Here is a 22,335-nt window from a genome sequence, read left to right on the forward strand (position 1 = left end):
AGAAGGACCTTGGCCCGCACCTTAGCCCTCGAAGCCGACGTCCTCCTGTAGGTCATGCCCGTCCGCGGCGGCCGTGGCCAGGGCGTCGCAGCGCTCGTTCTCGGGATGCCCCGCGTGTCCCTTGACCCAGACCCACGTGACGTCGTGCGGCGCGGCGGCGGCGATCAGGCGCTGCCAGAGGTCGACGTTTTTCACGGGCTGCTTGCTCGCAGTCTTCCAGCCGCGCTTCTGCCACCCCGCGATCCAGCGCTGGTTGAAGGCGTTGCAGACGTACTGCGAGTCCGTCGTCATCGTGACCGCGCAGGGGCGGCGCAGCGCCTCGAGCGCGGCGATCGCGCCCATGAGCTCCATGCGGTTGTTGGTCGTGCGCCGGTAGCCGCCGGAGAGCTCGCGCTCGTGCGTGACGCCGTCCGGACCGGTGTAGCGCAGGACCGTCCCAAAGCCGCCCGGGCCCGGGTTGCCGCGCGAGGAGCCGTCCGACCACGCCTCAACCCGCGGGACAGAAACCTCCGGGGTAACTGTCCCGCGGGTCTCGCAGAACTCGTTCCAGCTCGCCACTACTTGGCCTCCGCCCAGTTGTGGCCGTAGGAGACCTCGGCCAGAAGCGGCACGCGCAGCGTGACCACGCCCTCCATGGTCTTGCGCACGAGCTCGCTCACGGCCTCGACCTCCGCCTCGGGGACCTCGAGGTCCAGCTCGTCGTGGATCTGCAGCACGAGCTTGGCCGCCAGGCCCTCCTCGTGCAGGCGATCGGCCACGCGAACCATCGCGATCTTGATGATGTCGGCGGCGGTGCCCTGCATCGGGTGGTTCATCGCCGTGCGCTCGCCAAAGGCGACGAGCTGGCGGTTCTTCTGCCTGAACTCCTTGATGTGGCGCTTGCGCCCGTAGAGCGTCTCGGCGTAGCCGAGCTCGTGGGCGCGGCGCACCGCGTCGTCGAGGAAGGCGCGCACGCCGGGGTAGGCCTCGAAGTAGCGGTCGATCATCTCCTGCGCCTCGGCGCGGCCGATCTTGAGCGAGCTCGCGAGGCCAAAGGCCTGCTGGCCGTAGACGATGCCAAAGTTCACGGCCTTGGCGCGGCTGCGCAGCTGCGGCGTGACCTCCTCCACGGGCACGCCAAAGACGCGCGCGGCGGTGGCGGCGTGGAAGTCCGCGCCCTCGCAGAAGGCCGCGATCAGGTGCTCGTCCCCGGAGAGGTGGGCGAGCAGGCGCAGCTCGATCTGGGAGTAGTCGCAGGCGAGAAAGACGGACCCCTCGGGCACGGTGAAGGCCTGGCGCACGCGGTGGCCCAGCTCCGAGCGGGTGGGGATGTTCTGCAGGTTGGGGTCGGAGCTCGAGAGGCGACCCGTAGCCGTCACCGTCTGGTTGAGGGTGGTGTGGATACGCCCGTCGCCGGCAACGAGCGCGGGCAGGGCGTCGAGATAGGTGCTCTTGATCTTGGCGCGCTCGCGGTACTCGAGGACCTCGGCCACGATCGCGTGGTGCGCGGCGAGGTCGCCCAGCACCTTGGCGTTGGTGGAGTAGAAGCCGCGCTTGGTGCGCTTGAGTCCGTAGGTGGGAAGCCCCAGCACGTCAAAGAGGACGTGGCTGAGCTGCTGCGGGGAGTCGATGTTGAAGCTCTCGCCCGCCTCGGCGTGGATCTTGTCGACCATGTCGTCGATCTCGGCGCCGAGCTCGGCGGACTGGGCGGCCAGGACCTCGGTGTCCACGCCAAGGCCCAGGCGCTCCATCTCGGCGAGCACCGGCAGCAGCGGCATCTCCATCTCGTCGAACAGGCACGCGGAGCCGTCCTTCTCAAGACGATCGCGCAGGACGGCGACCAGGCGCTGGGCGCCTGCCGCCTCGAGCGCCGCGGCGGGGAGCGCCTCGGTGGGCTCGGGCAGGCCGCCCTCGAGGTAGGCCTCGGCGAGCTCGGGCACCGCAAAGCCGCCGCGCTCGGAGTCGAGCAAGTAGGCGGCAACGCCCACGTCAAAGATGCGCGCGGGGTCCGCCTCGCGCGGGGCGAGCGCCTCGGGGCGGGAGGAGTCGGCGGGGGAGAGGACGTGCAGCAGCGCCTTGACGTCGCCCGCGGCCAGGTGCCCCTCTCGGAAGAGGCGTGCGAGCGCCGCGTCGGCCTCGTCGCCCTCGAGCCGGCAGATCTTGTCGTCCGTGGCGGCCCAGAGCACGTGGGAGAGGCCAAAGAGTGCGCCCTCTGCGCGGTCGTCGTCGAGCGCCGCGCCGATCCAGCCGCCGGCGGCGATGGCCTCGTCGAGCGCCGTCGCCGCCTCGTCGCCGACGAGCGGGGCGGGAAGCTCGATCGCGGGAGCCGCGGGCGCCCCGCTCTTCTCGCCCAGCACGGCGCGCGCGACGGCCACGGCGTCGTCTCCGGCGAGCCGCACGAGGCGCGAGGTCATACCCGTGAAGCCGAGCGCCGAGAAGGCGCGCGCGACCTCGGCGGGGTCGAAGGTGGGGAAGCGCGCGTCGGAGAGGTCCAGCTCTATGGGGGCGTCCGTGCGGATCGTGGCCACGCGGCGGCTCACGAGCGCGTCGTCGATGTGGGCGCGCAGGTTCTCGCCCATCTTGCCCTTGACCTCGTCGGCGTGGGCGATGACCTCGTCGAGGCTGCCGTACTCCACGATGAGCGCGGCCGCCTTCTTGGGGCCGATGCCGGGAACGCCGGGGATGTTGTCGGAGGTGTCGCCCTTGAGGCCGTAGAAGTCCGGCACGAGCTCGGGCGTGATGCCGTGATAGAGGTCCTCCACGGTGGCGGGGTCCATGATCTCGACGTCCGTGACGCCCTTCTTGGTGGAGACGATCTTCACGCGGTCGGTCGTGAGCTGGTACATGTCGCGGTCGCCGGTGAAGAGCAGCATCGTGTAGCCCGCCGCCTCGCCGCGGCGCGCCAGCGTTCCCAGGATGTCGTCGCCCTCCCAGCCCTCGAGCTCGGCCACGGGCACGTCGAGGGCGGCGAGCAGCTCCTTGACCATGGGGAACTGCTCGTGCAGGGCCGGGTCCATCGGCGGGCGCTGGGCCTTGTAGGAGGGAAGCATCTCCATGCGCACCCGCGGCTTGCCCTTGTCAAAGGCGCAGATCACGCCGTCGGGGCGGAAGGTGTCCACGAGCTTGATGAACATGTTGAAGAAGCCGAAGAGCGCGTTGGTGGAGCGGCCGTCCGGAGCGTTCATGGGCTGGCGGATCGCGTGGAACGCACGGTGCATGAGGGAGTTTCCGTCGATGACGGCGATGGTGCGCGTGGTCTCGTCCATGGGGTTCCTCTCGTCTGTGTGCTCGCCCCATTGTAGGCGAGAAGGACCTGCGGGGCGCGGGGCCGCCCGCGGCGCGAGGTCCTTCTCGCCACAAAACGGCTCCACGACGGCAACGCAAACGCACCGCGAGCTTCACGCGGAGGCAACGGACGTGAAATAATGGCCTCTTAGAGTATTCCGCCGTAAGCCACACGCCAACGACGAGAAGGGGCGCACATGGGCAAGGACAAGGTCTCGCAGGAGTACGGTAGCCTGCTGTTCACGGACGCCGTGATGCAGGAGCGGCTGCCCAAGCCTACGTACAAGGAGCTTCGCCAGGTCATCGACGACGGCGCGCCGCTCGACCTCGACATCGCCAACGAGGTCGCGCACGCGATGAAGGAGTGGGCGCTCGAGAAGGGCGCCACGCACTTCGCGCACTGGTTCCAGCCGCTCACGGGCATCACGTCCGAGAAGCACGACGGCTTCCTCACGCCGATCGACGACGGCACGGTGCTCATGTCCTTCTCGGGCAAGGAGCTCGTCCAGGGTGAGCCCGACGCCTCGAGCTTCCCGAGCGGCGGCCTGCGCGCCACCTTCGAGGCCCGCGGCTACACCGCCTGGGACCCCACGAGCCCGGCCTTCATCAAGGACGAGGTCCTCTGCATCCCCACGGCCTTCGTCTCCTACACCGGCGAGGCGCTCGACAAGAAGACGCCGCTGCTGCGCTCGCAGGTGGCGCTCGAGACGCAGGCAAAGCGCGTGCTCGCGCTCTTTGGCCGCGAGCCCAAGCGCGTCTTCACCACCATCGGCCCCGAGCAGGAGTACTTCCTCGTGCGCGAGGAGGACTACGAGAAGCGTCCCGACCTCATCTACTGCGGCCGCACCCTTTTTGGCTGCGAGCCGGTCAAGGGCCAGGAGCTCGAGGAGCACTACTTCGGCGCCATCCGCCCGACGGTCAACGAGTTCATGAAGGAGGTCGACGACGAGCTCTGGAAGCTTGGCATCCCCGTCAAGACCAAGCACAACGAGGTCGCGCCCGCCCAGCACGAGCTCGCGCCGATCTTCGAGCAGGGCTCCCTTGCCATCGACGACAACCTCCTCACGATGGAGAAGCTCAAGCTCATGGCCACCCACCACGGCCTGGCCTGCCTCGAGCACGAGAAGCCTTTCGAGTACGTGAACGGCTCCGGTAAGCACAACAACTGGTCCATCTGCGCCGACGGCAAGAACCTGCTGGAGCCGGGCGCGGTGCCCTCCGAGAACCTGCAGTTCCTCGTGTTCCTGGCCGCGCTCGTCGCCGCCGTCGACGAGCATGCCGACCTGCTGCGCGCCTCCGTGGCCTCCGCGGGCAACGACCACCGCCTCGGCGCCAACGAGGCGCCCCCGGCGATCATCTCGGTCTTCCTGGGCGACCAGCTCCACGCCATCGTCGAGGCCCTCATCAACAAGGAGGAGCCCGAGGTCCACGAGGCCGAGCGCATGGACCTGGGCGTGCCCGCCCTGCCCGACCTCCTGCGCGACTCCACGGACAGAAACCGCACCTCGCCCTTCGCCTTCACGGGCAACAAGTTCGAGTTCCGTATGTGCGGCAGCCAGCAGAACCTTGCCGACCCCAACGTGGTCCTCAACACCGCGGTGGCCGAGCAGTGCGACCGCTTTGCCACCAAGCTCGAGGGCAAGACGGGCGACGAGTTCACCAACCTCGCCCTGCGCTGGGTGCGCCACACCCTGCGCGACCACCAGCGCGTGCTCTTCGAGGGCAACGGCTACTCCGAGGAGTGGGAGGCCGAGGCCGCCCGGCGCGGCCTGCCCAACCTCAAGACCACGCCGGACGCGCTGCCGTGCATGGTCAAGCCCGAGAATGTGGCGTTCTACGGCAAGTACAACGTTCTCAACGAGGCCGAGATCCACGCGCGCTATGTCTCCAAGGCCGAGCAGTACGCCAAGCTCCTCAACATCGAGGCCAACACCATGGTCTACATGGCTACCAACCTCTACCTGCCAGCGCTCTCCGAGTTCTCGGGCGACCTGGCCTCCACGGTGGCGACCAAGGCCGAGATCGGCATCGAGAGCCCGGTGGAGAAGGAGCTCGTGCGCACGCTGACCGACGGCATCTCGGCCATCCACGAGGCGGCCATCGACCTCGAGGCCAACAACGCCGCCGCGCACGCGGTCGAGGACCCGCAGGAGCAGTGCGACGCGTATCGCGACACGGTCCTGCCCTCGATGGAGCACCTGCGTGCCTGCGTCGACGCGATGGAGAAGGTCTGCGGCGCCGAGTACTGGCCCGTTCCCACCTATAACGAGATGCTGTTCTGGGTATAGCGTCCGCGCGCGACCCCGTGTGAGACACGTGCGGCTTCCGGACGATTCTTAAGCTGAGAACGTCCGGGGGCCGCACGTTTCCGTGGGAGGTGCGGATTCCGGACGCCTTGGCGAGAAGAACCGTCCGGGGGCCGCACGTTCTTATCGGCTGGCGCGTTCTTCTCGCCCTACGCGTCCTGCTCGTTGAGGCGCGCCACGACCTGGGGAAGCTCTCGGGCGAAGCGCTCCATCGGCCCGCGCCACACGGCGCCCCGCGGCCGCCCGTGGCCCACGTAGGCGGTGCGCAGGCCGCAGTCGGGCCGGACGATGTCGCGACGGGCGTCGTTGCCCACCATCAGGCACTCCTCGAGGCGCACGCCCAGCTGGTTGGCGAACTCCTGGTAGTAGCGGACGCTCGGCTTGCAGCGCGTGGAGTTGGAGTAGGTCGAGATGAGCGCGAAGTCGTCCTCGCTCACGCCCGCCCAGCCCATGCGGGCGCGGTCGCAGGCGAGCGAGAACGTGGGGTTGGTCGCGAGCGCGCAGGTGAGGCCGGTCGCATGCACGGCGTCCACGGCCTCGCGCGCGCCCGCCACGGGGCGCGCGGAGACGATGCCGCCGGCAAAGCCGGGCACGACCTCCCGCTCGTAGAAGTCGATCAGGTCGGCGATCGCGGGGTCGTCGAGCGGGATGCCGCAGGCGTCGAGGAAGGTCTGGACGTAGACCTGCTCGTTGGTGAGCGAGTCGGCGCGGTCCTGTGCGTCCATGGCGAGAAACCCGCGCATGAAGGGGACCGCGAGCGCGGCGGGGCTCGTGCGGGCGGCCTGGCCGAGCAGCCGCGCGGCGCCCGAGACGTAGCGGGCGATGAACGCCGTGAGGTTCAGGCGCAGCAGCGTGTCGTCCAGGTCAAAGAGGACCGCCTTGATCACGGGCCACTCCCTTCGCGCGGCGAAAACGTTCCTTCCGAAGAAATAATAAATACCCAGCCGCGGCGCTTGAAATACACACGCGAAAAACGCTACTCTATCCTCCGTGTGGGCACAGGGCCCGCACAACCGTATCTGTCGGCCCCCGAGAGCATGTAAGTTTCCACGTAGACGCCACGATTCTAGGCACTGCAGGCAGCGACCATGACGACCGGGGCCCCGTTGTTCGAAAGGGGTCCACCTTTGAGTGAGATTCAGAACTCGTCCATCTTTGCGCTGGATGACATCTCCGACGAGGAGATGAACAACCTCATCGACGGCACCGTGACCGACTTCGACGAGGGCGATCTCGTCACCGGCACCGTCGTGAAGCTCGAGCGCGACGAGGTCCTGCTTGACATCGGCTACAAGTCCGAGGGCGTCATCCCGTCCCGCGAGCTCTCCATCCGCAAGGACGTCAACCCGGCCGACGTCGTCGCCCTGGGCGACGAGATCGAGGCGCTCGTCCTTCAGAAGGAGGACAAGGAGGGCCGTCTCGTCCTCTCCAAGAAGCGCGCCGAGTACGAGCGTGCCTGGAACGCCGTCGAGGAGAAGTTCAACTCCGGCGAGACCGTCGAGGGCGAGGTCATCGAGGTCGTCAAGGGCGGCCTGATTCTCGACATCGGCCTGCGCGGCTTCCTGCCCGCCTCCCTCGTCGACCTCCGTCGCGTCAAGGACCTCAACGCCTACCTCGGCACCCGCATCGAGGCCCGCGTCATCGAGATGGACCGCAACCGCAACAACGTCGTCCTCTCCCGCCGCGTCGTCCTCGAGGAGGCCCGCAAGGCCGAGCGCCAGGAGATCCTCTCCAAGCTGCAGGTCGGCATGCGCCTCAAGGGCACCGTCTCCTCGATCGTCGACTTCGGCGCCTTCGTCGACCTCGGCGGCATCGACGGCCTCGTGCACATCTCCGAGCTCTCCTGGAACCACGTCAACCACCCCTCCGAGGTCGTCAAGGTCGGCCAGGAGGTCGAGGTCCAGGTGCTCGACGTCGACCTCAACCGCGAGCGCATCTCCCTCGGTCTCAAGCAGACCACCGAGGATCCCTGGCGCTCCCTCGTCAAGAAGTATCCCGTCGACGCCATCGTCGAGGGCACCGTCACCAAGCTCGTCACCTTTGGCGCCTTCGTCGACCTCGGCGACGGCGTGGAGGGCCTCGTGCACATCTCCGAGATGGCCAAGCAGCACGTCGACCAGCCGTCTCAGGTCTGCGCCGTGGGCGACACCGTCCAGGTGAAGGTCATGGAGATCGACCTCGACCGTCGTCGCATCTCCCTGTCCATGAAGGCCGCCGCCGAGACCCTCGGCACCGAGGTCGAGGTCAAGCCGCTCCCCGAGAGCGAGAAGCCGGCCGAGGAGCCCGAGGTCGAGGCTGAGGCCGAGGTCGAGACCGAGGCTGAGGCCACCGAGGAGTAAATCCTCCGCCTCATCCGATCTTCTGAGGGGGTCGTCCTTCGGGGCGGCCCCTTCTTGTACCCGGCAGGGAGGCCGAGAAGGTCCGGCGCTCAGACAGTCCTCGCCGCGCGTTGCGCGGCTGCGGAACTCGCGGCGGACCTTCTCGGCCTCCCCTTGAGCCTGAGAGGGGTTCCCATGACCTACGACATCGACAAGGACTATCTGCTCGACACCCTGCGCGCGTGCGTGGAGGTGGAGAGCCCCGTCGGCTACTATCCCGAGATCCACGCCTGGCTGCGCGAGGAGCTCGCCGAGATGGGCTACGAGATGACCGTGGACAACAACGCCACGGCCTACGTGCGCGTTCCGGGCAGAAGCGCCGAGAAGGTCGTGTGCCTGGGGGCTCACCTCGACACGATCGGCCTCGTCGTGCGCGGCCTCAACGCCGACGGCACCCTGCGCGTCCGCCAGCTCGGCGGCATCAACTATCACAGCATCGAGGGCGAGACGTGCCTGGTGCACTGCCGCGACGGGCGCACGGTGGCCGGTCAGGTCATCTGCGACCATCACTCCGTCCACGTGTGGGGAGAGGCAAAGACCGACGAGCGCACCGAGGACACCATGTCCGTGAGTCTCGTGGCCGACGTGAGCTGTCCCGAGGACGCCCGGGCGCTCGGCGTCACCGAGGGCGCCGTCGTGGGGATCGACCCGCACTTCGAGCGCTTCGACAACGGTTACGTGATCAGCCGCCACATCGACGACAAGGCGGCCGTCGCCGTCCTTCTCGACGTGCTTCGCTGGCTGGCGCAGACGGGGGAGCGCCCCGCGTACGACACGCTCTTCGCCTTCCCGATCTACGAGGAGATCGGCCGCGGCGGCTCCTGGGTGCCCGACGAGGTCAGCGAGTACGTGGCGGTGGACATCACGCTCATCGGCCCGGACTACGAGCGCTCCGACGAGCACTCCGTGGGCGTGATCTGCTCCGACGCCAAGGGCCCCTACGACTGGGCGCTCACCAACACGCTGATCGCCTGCGCCGAGGGCGCGTGCACGCCGGGCCGCTGGAACACGCAGGTGTGCTTCCACTACTCCACCGACGCCAACGCCGCCGCCCTGCACGGCAACGACCTCGCCGCCGGCGCCTTTGGCATGGCCTGTCTGAACACGCACGGCCGCGAGCGCTGCCACGTCGACGCGCTCGTGGAGACCGAGCGCCTCGCGCGCGCCTACGTCATGGGCGAGGGTCGCTAGGAAGAGGGCGCGTCCTTCTCGCCCGCGTGCATACGTGACGAGGCAAACGGGTATGACTTCAGAGTTCAACGAGCTGAGAAAGGCAAGAAGGGGAGAGCATGGCATCGGGTGATTGGCAGCGCAGGCTGGGGGAGTGGCTTCAGGGGCGACAGGGGCCGGACGACCTCGCGGTCTTCTCGACGAACCTCGCGATCGTCATCGTGATCGTGAACCTCTTTGCGCGCGTGAGCTGGCTCGGCTGGGTCGCGCTCGTGCTCATCGCCTACTCGATGTTCCGCATCCAGTCCAAGAACCTTGGCCGCCGCGCCCGCGAGAACGAGGCCTTCCTCAAGGCGCTCGGCCCGACGCGCCCGTGGGTCCAGAACCCCCGCGCCGCCTGGACGGAGCTGCGCACCTACAAGCACGTGAAGTGCTCCTCCTGCAAGCAGCGGGTGCGCGTGCCACGCGGCAAGGGCAAGCTCCGGGTCACCTGCCCGCGATGCAAGGCCAAGTTCGAGGTCAGGTCGTAGCCGCGCGCCTTCGGGACCGCTCACAGAATGACCGGCCAGAGAAGAACCTCCCAGTGCTACCGTTGTTTCGTTATGACAACGTGCCCGGGAGGTTTTCTCATGCTTGATAGAAGGAAGTTCCTGCAGGTCGCAAGTGCCGGAACCGCGACGTTTGCGCTCGCCGCCTGCAACGGCGCGACCGAGCCCGCCGCCGAGGGCGAGCAGCCCGCCGAGGACGAGCCCGCCGCCGAGGACGAGCAGCCCGCAGAGCCCGTCGCCGTGCGCGCCGTCGCCCTCAAGGGCCCCACCGCCATGGGCCTCGTGCGCTTCATGAGCGAGGTCGACAACGGCAACCTCGCCGACAACGACTACTCCTTCCAGATCGTGGCCTCCCCGGACGAGGTTACGCCGCTCATCGCCAAGGGCGAGGTGGACATTGCCGCGGTTCCCGCAAACCTCGCCTCGGTCCTCTACAACAAGACCGAGAAGGGCGTGCGCGCCATCGCAATCAACACCCTCGGCGTGCTCTATATCTGCGAGCTCGGCGACACCGTCCAGAGCGTGGCCGACCTCAAGGGCAAGACGATCTACGCCTCCGGCAAGGGCTCCACGCCCGAGTACGGCCTGCAGTACGTGCTCGAGAAGAACGGCCTCACGGTGGGCGAGGACGTGCAGATCGAGTGGAAGAGCGAGCACGCCGAGTGCGTTCAGGCGCTCGCGACGTCCTCCGGGCCGGCCGTGGCTATGCTGCCCCAGCCGTTCGTGACCACCGCGCAGGCGCAAAACGACCAGATCCGCGTGGCGCTCGACCTCACCGAGGAGTGGGACGCCGTCCAGAACGGCGACGAGCAGAGCTCCATGATCACCGGCGTCGCCATCGTGCGCGCCGCCTTCGCCGACGAGAGCCCCGCGGCCGTCGACGCCTTCCTCGACCACTATGCCGACTCCGTCGACTTCGTGAACGACGACGTCGAGGCCGCGGCCAAGCTCGTGGGCGACTACGACATCGTTCCCGCGCAGGTGGCGCAAAAGGCCATCCCCGAGTGCAACATCGTCTGCATCACCGGCGACGAGATGGCCGAGAAGCTCGCGGGCTACCTCGACGTCCTGGCCGAGCAGAACCCCGAGGCCGTGGGCGGCTCCGTTCCGGGCGACGACTTCTACTACGGCGCGTAGCCCTTGCGGGGCGGCCTCGACAACGGCATGCGGGAGGGCGGGCGCCTGAGGACCTGGGGCGTCCGCCTGCTCGTCGCGGCGTTTTGGCTCGCGGTCTGGCAGCTCGTGGCGTACGCCGTCGACTCGCGCATCATCCTCGTGGGACCGCTCGAGGTGCTCGCGCGCCTCGTCGAGCTCGCGGGGACCGGCGAGTTCTGGGCGTCCGTCGCGACCTCGCTCGCCCGCATCGGCGCGGGCTTTCTCGGCGGCGCCGTGAGCGGCGTGGTCCTCGCGGCCGCAGCGAGCCGACTCGCGGCCGTGCGAGAGCTGCTCGCCCCGGTAATGGGGGCGCTCAAGGCGGTGCCGGTGGCGTCGTTTGTGATCTTGGTGCTGCTGTGGGTGTCCTCCCGCGACCTCTCCGTGGTCATCGCCTGGATCATGGCGCTGCCGATCGTCTACACCAACGTCTGTGAGGGTATCTCCCAGACCGACCCCGCCCTGCTCGAGATGGCCGAGGTCTTTGGTCTGCGCGGGCTCGACCGGGTTCGCCTCGTCTACCTCTCTCAGGTCCTTCCGTACTTTCGCGCCGCCGTGTCGCTCGCGCTGGGGCTCTCATGGAAGGCGGGCATCGCCGCCGAGGTGATCGGCCTTCCCGACCTCACGATCGGCGAGCACCTCTATGACGCCAAGGTCTATCTCGACACCCCCGACCTCTTCGCGTGGACGGTCGCGATCGTCGTGGTGTCGGTCGCCCTCTCCGCGGTGGTGGGCAAGGGGCTCGACGCCGCCCTGCGCCGTTGGGAGGCGAGGCCATGAGAGCCGCCGTCTTCGAGCTGCGCGCGGTCGAGAAGCGCTATGGCGCGCTTGCGGTCCTCGCGGGCGCCACGGCGCGCTTCGAGGCCTGCCGCGCCCACGTTCTCATGGGGCCCTCCGGTGCGGGCAAGACCACGCTGCTGCACCTGCTGGCGGGCCTCGAGAGTCCGGACGCGGGCGAGGTCGTGCGCCCTGCCGGCGTCCGCCTGGGCATGACCTTCCAGGAGGACCGCCTGCTCGACAACCTCACCGCCACGGCCAACATCCGTCTGCCGCACGCCCGTCTGCGCGGGGCGGAGCGAGAGGCCTTTCTCGCCCGTGAGCGCGCCGCCCTCGCCGCGGTGGGGCTTCCCGTGGACGCCCGTCCCGTGCGCGAGCTCTCCGGCGGCCAGCGCCGTCGCGTGGCCATCCTGCGCTGCGCGCTCGCAGACGCTGACGCCCTGCTCTTCGACGAGCCCCTCAAGGGCATGGACGAGAAGACCGTGGCGCGGGTGATGGACTGCGTGGTGCCGCTGTTTTCTGGCAAGACCGTCTTCTGGGTCACCCACGACGAGCGCGAGAATGGCCTCCTGCCCGACCCCGTCCCCTGGACGGTCCGTGACGGTGGCGTGTTCAAACTTTAAGGGCTCCATCCGACCTGCGGCGGGGGCGCGCCCTCTGCGAGGGGGCGGGTCAACATACCTCAGATGCGAGTTTTTGCGCAGCAAACTGTTTGAGCAGATGAGGTATGTTGACCCGCCCTACCCCGCATGTGCGATGATAGGAACTTACATCAGAGGGAGGAGACTTCATGCACGTTATCTATCTGGCGGGCGGGATCGCGTCCGGAAAGTCGACCGTCGCGCGCGTCTTCGAGGAGCTCGGCGCCGTGAGGATCGACCTCGACGACCTCTCGCGCGAGGCGCTCGCGCCCGGGTCGCCGATTCTGCCGCAGATCAAGGAGGCGTTCGGCGACGACGTCATCAACCCGGTGGGCGGCATCAAGCGCGAGCTGCTCGCCGAGCGCGCCTTCGCCACGACCGAGCGCACGGTCACGCTCGAGGAGATCGAGCTGCCGCTGATCGACGAGCTGCTGCGCGCCCGCGTGGCCGAGCTCGCCGAGCAGGAGCGCGCCGAGCGGGAGAAGGACCCCGCGGCCGCCGAGAAGGTCGTGGTCGTCGAGGTGCCGCTGCTCGACCGCATGCGCGGCTCGTTTGACATGGCAGACGAGATCGTGGGCGTCGTGTGCCCCACGCCGGCGCGGCGCGCCCGTGCGGCGCAGCGCGGCATGGACCCGCGCGACTTCGACCGTCGCCTCTATCAGCAGCCCTCCGAGGCCTACATCAAGGCGCACAGCAGCTTCGTCTTCAACAACATCCACACCGCCGACGTCTTCGACCGGGAGATTCGCGACTGGTGGCACGAGCGCGAGACGCAGGGCTGGGACAACGTGCCCAAGAAGGGCCGCGCGGGTGCCCAGGCATAGCCGGCCCGAGCGACTCGCTCGCTGGTATCGCGTCATACCGCTCGTCCTTCTCGGCCTGACGCTCGTCTTCTCGGCAGGGCTGGCGGCCGCTCCGCTCGAGTGGGTGCGGTCGGTCGCGTACCCGGTGAGCCACGCGCAGACGATCGAGGACGCCGCCGCGCGCCACGGGGTGGACCCGCTGCTCGCCTGCGCGGTGATCAAGTGCGAGTCGGGCTGGGACGAGGACGCCGTCTCGTACGCCGGCGCCGTGGGCCTTATGCAGGTCATGCCGGCGACCGCCGAGAGTCTGAACGGCCTCGGGCTGGTGAGCGCGGACCAATACGACCCCGCCGCGCTCGTGGACCCCACCGTGAACATCGAGTACGGCTGCGCCTACCTCGGTTACCTGCAGACACACCTCTCGAGCCTCGACGAGGTGATCGCCGCCTACAATGCCGGCATCGGCGCCGTGCAGGGTTGGCTCGCGGACGGGGGGTCACTGCCCGAGCAGATCGAGTACGCCGAGACGCGCGCCTACCTCGAGCGCGTGCGCGAGGCGTACGAGGGCTATCAGAGAAGCTACCCGGAAGGGATCACCTCCGCCGAGTAGAAGGCCTGTGCTATTTGTAGACTTCGCGTCGATGGCCGACCTTGATCGCCTCGATGACGAGGCGGCCGTCGCCGAGTCGGCACAGGAGCCGGTAGTCTCCTACCCGATAGCGCCAGAGCCCGGACTTGACGCCGACGAGGGACTTGCCCTGCGCCCTTGCGTCTGCGCAGCCCTCCAGGCTCTTCTCGACCCAGGCGATCAGCATCCTGCGCACGAACGGGTCCAGCTTCTTGAGCTGTCGGAGCGCGCCGGAGGTGAACTCGACCCTCCAGCTCATAGGCCGAGCTCGCCCTTCACCTCATCGAGCGTGTACCTCACGCCATCGTCCTCGGCAATCGCCCTCTCGAGCTCCTGGACGTCAAGGAAGTCCTCGATGCGCTCCATGATCGACTCTCGCGCAAACTCCGAGAACGTCTTGCCCTCGAATGCGGCAAACCTCTTCGCGACCTCGGCCTCGCCGTCGCTCATGCGTATCGTCAGTGTGGCCATGGGCCCTCCCTCTCTGGTGAATACATTGTATTCTATACCCGAGGACGGCACGCGGTAACGCGACGCGGCCAAGAGGGAGAAGAACGCGGTCGGAAGCGCGGCGTCGCCTACGGTCTTACGAGAGAGCGGTAGACGTCGAGCAGCGCGTCGTCGCGCCCAAGCTCGAGATACGCGCCCATGAGCGGGCGCGCGACCGAGAAGAGCCCGGCGTCGACGCAGGCTCCGACGGCGTCGCCCGTCCGCGACCTCAGCGCGCCGAGGTCTCCCGGCGGGATCTCTCCGGCCTCGAGCACGTCGAGCACCTCGGGCTCCTCGAGGGGGCGCAGGCCCTCGCCCCCGGCCTCGAGAAGGTCGGAGAGCTCGCTTCTCGCCTGGTCGGCGATGTCCTCGTGCAGCATGATGGCTCGCTGGTAGCAGGCGACGGCGAGGTCGCTCCTGCCGAGCTTCCACTCCATGAAGGCGAGCCGATAGAAGCAGATCGCCATCTCGCGCACGGTGGGGCAGGTCTCGATCGTGCGCTTGAGGAGGTCGGCCGCCTCGAAGATCCTCGACGCCTCCTCGAGGCAGCGCACCTTGGAGAGCGCCGCGTCCGGCGTCGCCGGGGCCACGCGCATGAGCTCGTCGGCGTGCGCGAGGGCCTCGGGGATGCGCCCGAGCATCGTGAGCGCTCGCGACGCATAGGAGTGGGCGGCGTAGTACTCGTCGGGGACGAGCCGCACGCGTCGCCCGTCATCATCGGTGAGGTTGTACGCAACGCGCTCGGGCACGGAGTTGAAGTAGCGGTAGACGCAGTCCTGGTCGTCGAGGTAGAGGCCGGTCTCGACGATGGGGGAGAGCACGGCCTCGAGCGAGCCCACGAGGGCGTCGAGCTGCTCGGGCGTGGGGTCGGCCTCGAGGGTCGCGCGCCCGGCGCGCGTCGCCGAGCCGAGCGTCCCGCCGTCCACGAAGAGCTCCGCCAGCGCGCGCTGGTCCGTGACGTCGACCGTGCCGTCCACGAGCGCCTTGCTCACGTGCTCGCACGCCTCGGCGACGGTGAGGTCGTCCGTGGCGCCCCTCAACGCAATGAGCTGGGACACCGCCTCCTGGGTGGTGGTACCGAGCCTGCCCGCCAGGTCGTTCCACGCGCCGGCGCGCCCCGCCTTCTCCATGATGCCGAGGTCGCAGACGCGCGCGGCTCCGCAGGACCGTCGCAGGGCGTCGGCGCAGGGCGCGCTGTCGAGCTCCACCGGGAGCCATCGCGTCGCGGGGCAAAGCTCCGCCCCGTCGAGCTCGGCGAAGGGCTCGACGGGCGCGAACCAGCCCTCGTCGTCGAGGGCGTAACGCAGGGCGGGGTCCTCGGGCAGGCCCACGTCGACCGCCTTGGGCGAGCGGGCCGCCGCGCGCAGGCGCTCGAGGGCGTCCTTCGTGAGGTCTGCCGCGAGCAGCACGTCCTTCTCGCCATGCTCGTGGCAGTTGACGACCACGCGCCTCACGCCCTCCGCGGCGGCGAAGGCGCGCCGCGCGAGCAGCAGGGCGAGCCGCAGCGCGTAGGCGCGCGCCCACGCCTGCGGGCTGCGGACGCCCGCGAAGGCCAGGCACGCCGGGCGCGGGACCGTCACGTCGATGCCAAGAAGGCCGCGCTCGAGGTTGACCTGGAAGTCGAACTCGATCCGGAAGGGGGCGGGGAGGTTCTCGACGGAGTCCGCGAAGCGCAGCCGGCAGGACCACTCGCCTCCCGCCTCCGCCCGGTCGAGAAGGTCTGTGACCAGAGGACGCTCGCAGGACCGGGGCGTCAGGTCGCAGACGCCCGAGAGGACCTGCGTGAGCCTCCAGATGGGGGAGGCCTTCTCCGGCCAGCTGCCGCTCATGAGGTCGTCGTTGACGTTGAGCACCGCCTCGAGCGTGGTCAGGCGGTCGTAGGCCTCCTCGGGGAGGGGCTCCTCGGTCCGCAGCGTGAGCCACCAGCGCCCGTTTCTCCTGAGCTTGATCGCGCCGACGGGGGCGGGGGCGTCCCACTCGAGCAGGCCCGCTCGCCGAAGCAGCGAGGGCAGCATGCCGTAGCTTGACGGGTCTGCGTGATGCACGAGGTCCTGCAGGGCGAGCAGCACGTCGCCGGCGTGCGCGAGCATGCCGTCGAGATTTGCCTCCCCGCCGCGCCGGGGCCGGGCGGGGGCGGTCCCCTCGGGCGTGGCGTCAGGCCCCTCAGGCGCTTCGGCGTGCCCCGCGGCCTGAGAGGGCGCGGGCGCGCTCATCCACGGCTCGTCCGCAAAGTCCTTCTCGGTACGCCCCCTGCGGCGCTCCATGCCCTGGTAGACGAGAAGCGCGAGCACGGCGACGACCACCGCTCCCAGACGTCCCGCGATCTTGGTGTCGTTGGGACCCTCTTGGGCAAGCAGCAGGCACGCGATGACAACGAGGATGGCGACGAGCACTATGACGAGCGCCCGCATGACGCCGCGGCTCCTGCCGTCCCCTGTGTTGCCCATCGGTCTCATGCGCCTCCTCTCGACGAGGTCCATTCTACCCGCTGGAGTGTCTGGCGAGAAGTCAAAATCAGAACATCTGTACTATTTCTGTCGAATGGGGTACACTATCGGAACCGAGGGAGGAGGCGCGGATGGAGCGCAGGACGGCAGAGAAGAACGAGCGCTTTGGCGGCGAGCTCGTGCGCTTTGGGCGCGAGTCGGGCGGGGAGCCGCTCAAGGTGGTCTCCCCCTATGAGCCTGCGGGCGACCAGCCCCAGGCAATCGAGAAGCTGGCCGACGGCGTGGAGCGGGGGCTCCGCTACCAGACGCTGCTGGGCGTCACCGGCTCGGGCAAGACCTTCACCATGGCCAAGACCATCGAGAAGCTTGGTCGGCCCACCCTCATCATGGAGCCCAACAAGACGCTCGCCGCCCAGGTGGCGAGCGAGATGCGCGAGCTCTTCCCCAACAACGCCGTGGTCTACTTCGTCAGCTACTACGACTACTACCAGCCCGAGGCCTACGTCCCCCAGACGGACACCTACATCGAGAAGGACGCCTCCATCAACGAGGAGGTGGAGAAGCTGCGCCACCAGGCCACCTCGAGCCTGCTCTCGAGGCGCGACGTCATCGTGGTGGCGTCGGTCTCCTGCATCTACGGCATCGGCAGCCCGGAGGACTATGCGGGCCTCGCGCCCAACGTGAGCAAGGACGAGCCGCTCGAGCGCGACGAGCTCATCCACAGCCTCATCGACATCCAGTACGACCGCAACGACTACGACCTCTCGCGCGGCACGTTCCGCGTGCGGGGGGACACCGTGGACGTCTTCCCGCCCTACGCGGAAAACCCGCTCAGGATCTCTTTTTTCGGCGACGAGGTGGAGCTCATCGCCGAGGTGGACAATCTCTCGGGCGAGATCGTGCGCGAGTTCGACGCCATCCCCATCTGGCCGGCGTCCCACTACGTGACCGAGCACCCCAAGGTCACCCACGCCCTCGAGACCATAAGCGAGGAGCTCGAGGCCCGCGTGGCGGAGCTCAAGGCCGCCGACATGCTCCTCGAGGCCCAGCGTCTCGCGCAGCGCACGAGCTATGACCTCGAGATGCTCGAGACCATGGGCTACTGCAACGGCATCGAGAACTACTCGCGCCACCTGGACGGCCGCAAGGCCGGCGAGCCGCCCTACACGCTCATCGACTACTTCCCCAAGGACATGCTCTGCATCATCGACGAGTCCCACGTCACCGTGCCTCAGATCCGCGGCATGTACGAGGGGGACCGCTCGCGCAAGGTCACGCTCGTGGACCATGGCTTCCGCCTGCCCTCGGCGCTGGACAACCGGCCGCTGCGCTTCGATGAGTTCGAGGAGCGCGTTCCGCAGTTCATCTACGTCTCGGCCACGCCCGGAGACTACGAGGAGTCGGTCACCCAGCAGGAGGTCGAGCAGATCATCCGTCCCACGGGCCTGCTCGACCCCAAGGTGGACGTGCGTCCCGTGCGCGGCCAGATCGACGACCTCATCGCCGAGATCAAGGACCGTGTGGCGCGCAAGGAGCGCGTGCTCGTGACCACGCTCACCAAGCGCATGGCCGAGGACCTCACCGACCACCTGCTCGACGAGGGCGTGCGGGTGAACTACATGCACTCCGACACCGCCACGCTCGATCGCGTGGACATCATCCGCGACCTGCGCGTGGGCAAGATCGACGTGCTCGTGGGCATCAACCTTTTGCGCGAGGGCCTCGACATACCGGAGGTCTCGCTGGTCGCCATCCTTGACGCGGACAAGGAGGGGTTCCTGCGCAACCGGCGCTCGCTGATCCAGACCATGGGCCGCGCGGCGAGAAACGCTCAGGGCGAGGTCATCATGTACGCGGACGCCATCACGGACTCCATGCGCGAGGCCATCGGCGAGACGGCGCGGCGCCGGCAGATCCAGGAGGCGTTCAACGCCGAGCACGGCATCGTGCCGCGCACCGTCAAGAAGTCGATCACGGACGTCTCGTCGTTCATCTCGGAGGCCGAGGCCACGCTCGAGGGCAAGACGCGCGACCGTCACGGCACCGGCAGCCACGGCGCCTTCGAGACGCTCGCGGGGGAGGCGTCGCCGACGGCCGACGTCGAGGCCACGTCCGACGCGCTCGCGGAGGAGCTCGCGGGGCTCTCGGAGTCCGAGCTCGCCGACGTCCTCGACGCCCTGGAGGAGGAGATGGCAGTGGCCTCGGAGGCCATGGACTTCGAGACGGCCGCCCGCATCCGCGACCAGATCGTCGCCATCCGCACGCGCGCGGAGGGCAGCTCCGCCGACGCCGTCATCGCCCGGCTAAAGTCCGGAGCGCGCAAGGGCTCGGCCCACGCCACCCGTCGCCGCTACCGACCGCACAAGAAGTAGGGGTCTGCCATGTCGCAACTGTTCGACCCGGCCGAGAAGAGCCTCTTCGGGTACCTCTCCCGCGCCTTCGACACCTTTGACGAGCGGCCGCTCGCCGACGTGGACAGCCTCGTTCTGGCGTGTCTGTCGTACTTCCGCTATCAGGGCGACGCCGTGCGGTCGCGCGAGGGCTCGCCCGTGCGGGAGCTCTTCCGCGCCGAGTGGGTCGAGGCCATGACGCGGGGGCTCTGGAACCCCGAGGGGCTCGCGCGGCTGCTCGCACTCGTGGCGGCGAGCCCGCGCTTTCGCGACCTTCGCGTGAGCGACTACGTAGACGACTTCGACGAGGCGGCCGAGAAGCAGTTCTCGGCCTGCGTGCTGCGCCTGCCGGGCGGCGGGGCGTACGTGTCGTTTCGCGGGACGGACAACACCCTCGTGGGCTGGAAGGAAGACTTCAACATGGCCTTCGAGACCGGCGTGCCGTCCCAGTACGCCGCGATCGACTATCTCGAGCGCGTGGCGCCCACGATCGAGGGGCCCCTCTACCTGGGCGGGCACTCCAAGGGCGGAAACCTCGCCGTCTGCGCCCTGGCACGCTGCTCGGCGGGGGTCGCCGCGCGCGTCGGCCGGGCCTTCTCGCACGACGGGCCGGGCTTTACCGAGGAGGCGCTCGCCGACGAGCTCTGGCAGGAGCGCTCAGCCCTGGTGTCAAAGACGGTCCCGCGCTCCTCGGTCATCGGCATGCTCTTCGAGCGCCAGGAGGACTATGCCGTCGTCGACTCCTCCACGATGGGCCTCACCCAGCACGACCCCTTCTCCTGGGTCGTGGAGGGGACGGACTTCGTGCGCCAGGAGGGACTCGGCCGCGGGGCGAGCTTCGTCGACAAGGGCCTCAACGAGTGGATCGCCAGCATGACGCGCGCGGAGCGCGAGGGCTTCGTGGAGGCGCTCTTCTCGGTGCTCGACGCGGCAGGCGAGGACACCTTCGCCGAGCTCAGCGGCAACTGGCAGGCGTCGGTGCCGGCGATGCTCAGGCGCCTCGGCGAGCTCGAGCCCGAGCGGCGCGGTCACATCACGCGGGCGCTCGCCCTTCTCGCCCAGGCGTTTGTCCCCGACTTCGAGCTGCCGCAGATGCCCCAGATGCCCGACTTCGAGCTGCCCCAGTTCCCCGACCTGGCGGAGCTTCTGCCGGGTAAAATGGGTGGGCAGGGCACTGACCGGACAGAGGAGGGCTGAGATGGCGGCAAAGATCGTGGTGGCGTGCGGATCCGGCGTGGCGACGTCCGAGATGGTCGCCGCCAGGCTGCGCAGGCTGCTCTCCGAGAGGGGCGCCGAGGCCGAGGTCGTGGCGGTTGACGTGGCTCACGTCGACGATGCCCTCGAGGGCGCCGCGGCCTTCGTCCCCGTGGTGAGGCCCGAGCGCGACTACGACGTCCCCACCGTGAGCGGCGTCGCCTTCCTCACGGGCATGAACCAGGACAAGGAGCTCGACCGTCTGCTCGAGTTCCTCGGCGAACGCTAAATATGAGCAACTGTCCCATTTCACATAGAGAGTAAGCCGCCCCCGAAGGACACGCCCCTCTCGAGAAGACCGTGGCGGCTCGTCCGTTACGCGAGGCCCGCTGGCCCGGGGCTCTTCTCGCGCGATTTCTGTGCAGCAGTGAGCGGCGAGAAGAACCCCGGGCCAGCGGGCCTACCGCCGCGCGTATGCCGCCACGATCTTCTCGGCGGCGAGGATGCCGTCGGTGGCGGCGCTCATGATGCCGCCCGCGTAGCCCGCGCCCTCGCCCACGGGCCAGAGGCCGCGGACACCCACGCTCTGCCCGTCGTTGCCGCGGGTCACGCGCACCGGCGAGCTCGAGCGCGTCTCCACGCCCGTGAGCACCGCGTCCGCAGCGTCAAAGCCGCGGAGCTTGCGGCCGAGCACGGGAATCGCCGCGCGCAGCGTCTCCGTCACGTAGTCCGGCAGGCAGAGCGCCACGTCGCCCCACGCCACGCCGCGCGGGTAGGTGGGCGCCACGCGCCCGCCGGCGCTCGAGGGCGCGCCGGTGAGGAAGTCTCCCACGAGTTGGGCCGGCGCCACGTACGCGCCGCCGCCCGCCGCGAAGGCCGCCCGCTCGCAGCTCCGCTGCAGCTCCACGCCCGCGAGCACGTCGTCGCCGGGCAGGTCCTCGGGGAAGACGTTGGCGAGCAGCCCCGAGTTGGCGTTTTGGCCCGCGCGGTCCGAGAGGCTCATGCCGTTGGTGCAGACGCCGCCCGGCTCGCTCGCGGCGGAGACCACGTAGCCGCCGGGGCACATGCAAAACGAGAAGGCGCTCCGCCCGGAGGGCAGGTGGCAGGAGAGGCTGTAGGGCGCGGCGCCGAGCGTGGGGTGGCCCGCCGCGTCCCCGTAGAGCGCGCGGTCGATCTGTGCCTGCAGGTGCTCGATGCGCACGCCCATCGCAAAGGTCTTGCGCTCCATGGGCACGCCGCGCTCGCGCAGGAGCTCGAAGACGTCGCGCGCGGAGTGCCCGCAGCACAGGACCACGCAGTCCGCGGCCACGCGCTCCTCGAAGACGCCTCCGTCGTCGCGCGTGGCCGCAAGGGTCACGCCGCGAACCGCGCCGTCGCTCACGTCGAGGTCGGTCATGCGGCAGCGACAGCGGACCTCGCCGCCCGCCTCCTCGATCTGCCGCACGATGTCGGTCACCACGCGCGGCAGCACGTCGCTTCCCACGTGGGGCTTGGCGTCCCAGAGGATCTCGCGCTGCGCGCCTGCGGCGACGAAGGTCTCGAGGATGAGGCGATGGGCCGGGCTCTTGGTGCCCGTCTGGAGCTTGCCGTCAGAGAAGGTCCCCGCGCCGCCGACGCCAAACTGGATGTTGCTCTCGGGGTCGAGCGCGCCCGTCTCGTTGTGCCTGTTCACGACCTCGCCGCGGCGGGCGGCGTTGTCCCCGCGCTCCACGAGCAGGGGCTCGAGGCCGGCGCGTGCGAGCGAGAGCGCGCAGAACAGGCCCGCGCACCCGGCGCCCACGACGACCGGGCGCGGTGCGTCGCGACGCTCGACGCGCTCCGGGAAGCCGAAGGGGCGCTCGTCCACGACGCGCACGTTCTTGTTTGCCCGCTTCTTGGCGAGGCGGGCGAGAAGGGCCTGCTCGGCGCCCGGTCCGCCCGCGAGCTCGACGCGCAGCGTGAAGGTGAGGTGCACGTCCCCGCGCTTGCGGGCATCGATCGAGCGGCGCCTGCGCTCGACGGACCCGAGGTCCTTCTCGCCCACGCGCAGCTTGCGCGCGACGGCCCTGCGGCATGCGGCGAGCTCTCGCGCGTCGGTGCCGTCGAGCGTGGAGAGGGGTATGCGGATCCCGGAGACCTCGAGCATGGGCGTCCTTTCACGCGTAGGTT

At 69.1% G+C, this 22,335-nt stretch carries 19 protein-coding genes; 12 read left to right on the forward strand and 7 right to left on the reverse strand.

What is annotated here, in order from left to right:
* Positions 1 to 21: 21 nt before the first annotated feature.
* Both rnhA and polA read right to left on the reverse strand, forming a co-directional pair.
* Positions 22 to 558: a ribonuclease HI gene (gene rnhA, locus NW198_RS01140; RefSeq protein WP_258339679.1), complete on the reverse strand. Its 537-nt coding sequence runs from the start codon at positions 556 to 558 to the stop codon at positions 22 to 24.
* Positions 558 to 3,245: a DNA polymerase I gene (polA, locus tag NW198_RS01145; protein ID WP_258339680.1), complete on the reverse strand. Its 2,688-nt coding sequence runs from the start codon at positions 3,243 to 3,245 to the stop codon at positions 558 to 560. Before polA ends, rnhA begins: the two co-directional genes overlap by 1 nt.
* 216 nt (positions 3,246 to 3,461) lie before the next feature.
* Here polA and NW198_RS01150 point away from each other — a divergent pair, with 216 nt between their 5' ends.
* Positions 3,462 to 5,552 (forward strand): glutamine synthetase III, encoded by a 2,091-nt coding sequence (locus NW198_RS01150; RefSeq protein ID WP_258339682.1) that lies wholly within the window; start codon positions 3,462 to 3,464, stop codon positions 5,550 to 5,552.
* A 167-nt stretch (positions 5,553 to 5,719) separates the two neighbouring features.
* Here the strand turns inward: NW198_RS01150 and NW198_RS01155 are convergent, their stop codons facing one another.
* Positions 5,720 to 6,457 (reverse strand): HAD family hydrolase, encoded by a 738-nt coding sequence (locus NW198_RS01155; RefSeq protein ID WP_258339683.1) that lies wholly within the window; start codon positions 6,455 to 6,457, stop codon positions 5,720 to 5,722.
* A gap of 240 nt (positions 6,458 to 6,697) precedes the next feature.
* Here NW198_RS01155 and rpsA point away from each other — a divergent pair, with 240 nt between their 5' ends.
* The 8 genes from rpsA (at position 6,698) to NW198_RS01195 (ending at position 13,649) form a co-directional block, all read left to right on the forward strand.
* Positions 6,698 to 7,909, forward strand: a complete 1,212-nt coding sequence (rpsA, locus tag NW198_RS01160; protein WP_087313387.1) for a 30S ribosomal protein S1 — start codon at positions 6,698 to 6,700, stop codon at positions 7,907 to 7,909.
* A gap of 174 nt (positions 7,910 to 8,083) precedes the next feature.
* Positions 8,084 to 9,139 (forward strand): M20/M25/M40 family metallo-hydrolase, encoded by a 1,056-nt coding sequence (locus NW198_RS01165; RefSeq protein ID WP_258339684.1) that lies wholly within the window; start codon positions 8,084 to 8,086, stop codon positions 9,137 to 9,139.
* Between the two features lie 98 nt (positions 9,140 to 9,237).
* Positions 9,238 to 9,648: a hypothetical protein gene (locus NW198_RS01170; RefSeq protein WP_258339686.1), complete on the forward strand. Its 411-nt coding sequence runs from the start codon at positions 9,238 to 9,240 to the stop codon at positions 9,646 to 9,648.
* 99 nt (positions 9,649 to 9,747) lie between these two features.
* On the forward strand, positions 9,748 to 10,803 hold the full coding sequence (locus NW198_RS01175) for an ABC transporter substrate-binding protein (RefSeq protein WP_258339687.1): 1,056 nt from the start codon (positions 9,748 to 9,750) through the stop codon (positions 10,801 to 10,803).
* Positions 10,804 to 10,806: 3 nt separating this feature from the next.
* Entirely contained in the window at positions 10,807 to 11,598 is a 792-nt protein-coding gene (locus tag NW198_RS01180) for an ABC transporter permease (RefSeq protein WP_258339688.1), read from the forward strand.
* A complete protein-coding gene (locus tag NW198_RS01185) occupies positions 11,595 to 12,218 on the forward strand; it encodes an ATP-binding cassette domain-containing protein (protein ID WP_258339689.1) in 624 nt (207 codons plus the stop codon). Before NW198_RS01180 ends, NW198_RS01185 begins: the two co-directional genes overlap by 4 nt.
* Positions 12,219 to 12,385: 167 nt before the next feature.
* The gene (coaE, locus tag NW198_RS01190; protein ID WP_258339690.1) at positions 12,386 to 13,060 is read left to right on the forward strand and encodes a dephospho-CoA kinase; all 675 of its coding nucleotides are present in this window, start codon (positions 12,386 to 12,388) and stop codon (positions 13,058 to 13,060) included.
* Positions 13,047 to 13,649: a lytic transglycosylase domain-containing protein gene (locus tag NW198_RS01195; protein WP_258339691.1), complete on the forward strand. Its 603-nt coding sequence runs from the start codon at positions 13,047 to 13,049 to the stop codon at positions 13,647 to 13,649. Before coaE ends, NW198_RS01195 begins: the two co-directional genes overlap by 14 nt.
* A gap of 10 nt (positions 13,650 to 13,659) precedes the next feature.
* Here NW198_RS01195 and NW198_RS01200 read toward each other — a convergent pair whose 3' ends face one another.
* The 3 genes from NW198_RS01200 to NW198_RS01210 form a co-directional block, all read right to left on the reverse strand.
* Positions 13,660 to 13,926: a type II toxin-antitoxin system RelE/ParE family toxin gene (locus tag NW198_RS01200; protein ID WP_258339693.1), complete on the reverse strand. Its 267-nt coding sequence runs from the start codon at positions 13,924 to 13,926 to the stop codon at positions 13,660 to 13,662.
* Positions 13,923 to 14,138 carry a type II toxin-antitoxin system RelB family antitoxin gene (gene relB, locus NW198_RS01205; protein ID WP_258339694.1) on the reverse strand — a complete coding sequence of 72 codons (216 nt, stop codon included), beginning with the start codon at positions 14,136 to 14,138 and terminating at the stop codon, positions 13,923 to 13,925. Before relB ends, NW198_RS01200 begins: the two co-directional genes overlap by 4 nt.
* Before the next feature lie 107 nt (positions 14,139 to 14,245).
* The gene (locus tag NW198_RS01210; RefSeq protein ID WP_258339695.1) at positions 14,246 to 16,603 is read right to left on the reverse strand and encodes a tetratricopeptide repeat protein; all 2,358 of its coding nucleotides are present in this window, start codon (positions 16,601 to 16,603) and stop codon (positions 14,246 to 14,248) included.
* Between the two features lie 131 nt (positions 16,604 to 16,734).
* Between NW198_RS01210 and uvrB the strand changes: the two genes are divergently transcribed.
* Genes uvrB through NW198_RS01225 form a run of 3 tightly spaced genes read left to right on the forward strand, consistent with a single transcriptional unit; the run spans position 16,735 to position 20,476 of the window.
* The gene (uvrB, locus tag NW198_RS01215; protein WP_258339696.1) at positions 16,735 to 18,975 is read left to right on the forward strand and encodes an excinuclease ABC subunit UvrB; all 2,241 of its coding nucleotides are present in this window, start codon (positions 16,735 to 16,737) and stop codon (positions 18,973 to 18,975) included.
* Positions 18,976 to 18,984: 9 nt separating this feature from the next.
* The gene (locus tag NW198_RS01220) at positions 18,985 to 20,190 is read left to right on the forward strand and encodes a DUF2974 domain-containing protein (protein WP_258339697.1); all 1,206 of its coding nucleotides are present in this window, start codon (positions 18,985 to 18,987) and stop codon (positions 20,188 to 20,190) included.
* Position 20,191: 1 nt separating this feature from the next.
* Positions 20,192 to 20,476, forward strand: coding sequence for a PTS sugar transporter subunit IIB (locus NW198_RS01225; protein ID WP_087313363.1), 285 nt, complete (start codon positions 20,192 to 20,194; stop codon positions 20,474 to 20,476).
* A 171-nt stretch (positions 20,477 to 20,647) separates the two neighbouring features.
* Here the strand turns inward: NW198_RS01225 and NW198_RS01230 are convergent, their stop codons facing one another.
* Complete coding sequence (locus NW198_RS01230) at positions 20,648 to 22,312, reverse strand: NAD(P)/FAD-dependent oxidoreductase (RefSeq protein WP_258339698.1); 1,665 nt, start codon at positions 22,310 to 22,312, stop codon at positions 20,648 to 20,650.
* Between the last annotated feature and the right edge of the window lie 23 nt (positions 22,313 to 22,335).

It is taken from the genome of Thermophilibacter sp. ET337 (assembly GCF_024733715.1).
Taxonomy (GTDB): domain Bacteria; phylum Actinomycetota; class Coriobacteriia; order Coriobacteriales; family Atopobiaceae; genus Thermophilibacter.

Coding starts and splice junctions, on each gene's coding strand:
- uvrB (WP_258339696.1), top strand. CDS start 16,735: ATGGAGCGCAGGACGGCAGAGAAGAACGAGCGCTTTGGCGGCGAGCTC.
- NW198_RS01210 (WP_258339695.1), bottom strand. CDS start 16,603: ATGGGCAACACAGGGGACGGCAGGAGCCGCGGCGTCATGCGGGCGCTC.
- NW198_RS01165 (WP_258339684.1), top strand. CDS start 8,084: ATGACCTACGACATCGACAAGGACTATCTGCTCGACACCCTGCGCGCG.
- NW198_RS01225 (WP_087313363.1), top strand. CDS start 20,192: ATGGCGGCAAAGATCGTGGTGGCGTGCGGATCCGGCGTGGCGACGTCC.
- NW198_RS01185 (WP_258339689.1), top strand. CDS start 11,595: ATGAGAGCCGCCGTCTTCGAGCTGCGCGCGGTCGAGAAGCGCTATGGC.
- NW198_RS01170 (WP_258339686.1), top strand. CDS start 9,238: ATGGCATCGGGTGATTGGCAGCGCAGGCTGGGGGAGTGGCTTCAGGGG.
- NW198_RS01150 (WP_258339682.1), top strand. CDS start 3,462: ATGGGCAAGGACAAGGTCTCGCAGGAGTACGGTAGCCTGCTGTTCACG.
- NW198_RS01175 (WP_258339687.1), top strand. CDS start 9,748: ATGCTTGATAGAAGGAAGTTCCTGCAGGTCGCAAGTGCCGGAACCGCG.
- coaE (WP_258339690.1), top strand. CDS start 12,386: ATGCACGTTATCTATCTGGCGGGCGGGATCGCGTCCGGAAAGTCGACC.
- relB (WP_258339694.1), bottom strand. CDS start 14,138: ATGGCCACACTGACGATACGCATGAGCGACGGCGAGGCCGAGGTCGCG.
- NW198_RS01220 (WP_258339697.1), top strand. CDS start 18,985: ATGTCGCAACTGTTCGACCCGGCCGAGAAGAGCCTCTTCGGGTACCTC.
- NW198_RS01230 (WP_258339698.1), bottom strand. CDS start 22,312: ATGCTCGAGGTCTCCGGGATCCGCATACCCCTCTCCACGCTCGACGGC.
- NW198_RS01200 (WP_258339693.1), bottom strand. CDS start 13,926: ATGAGCTGGAGGGTCGAGTTCACCTCCGGCGCGCTCCGACAGCTCAAG.
- polA (WP_258339680.1), bottom strand. CDS start 3,245: ATGGACGAGACCACGCGCACCATCGCCGTCATCGACGGAAACTCCCTC.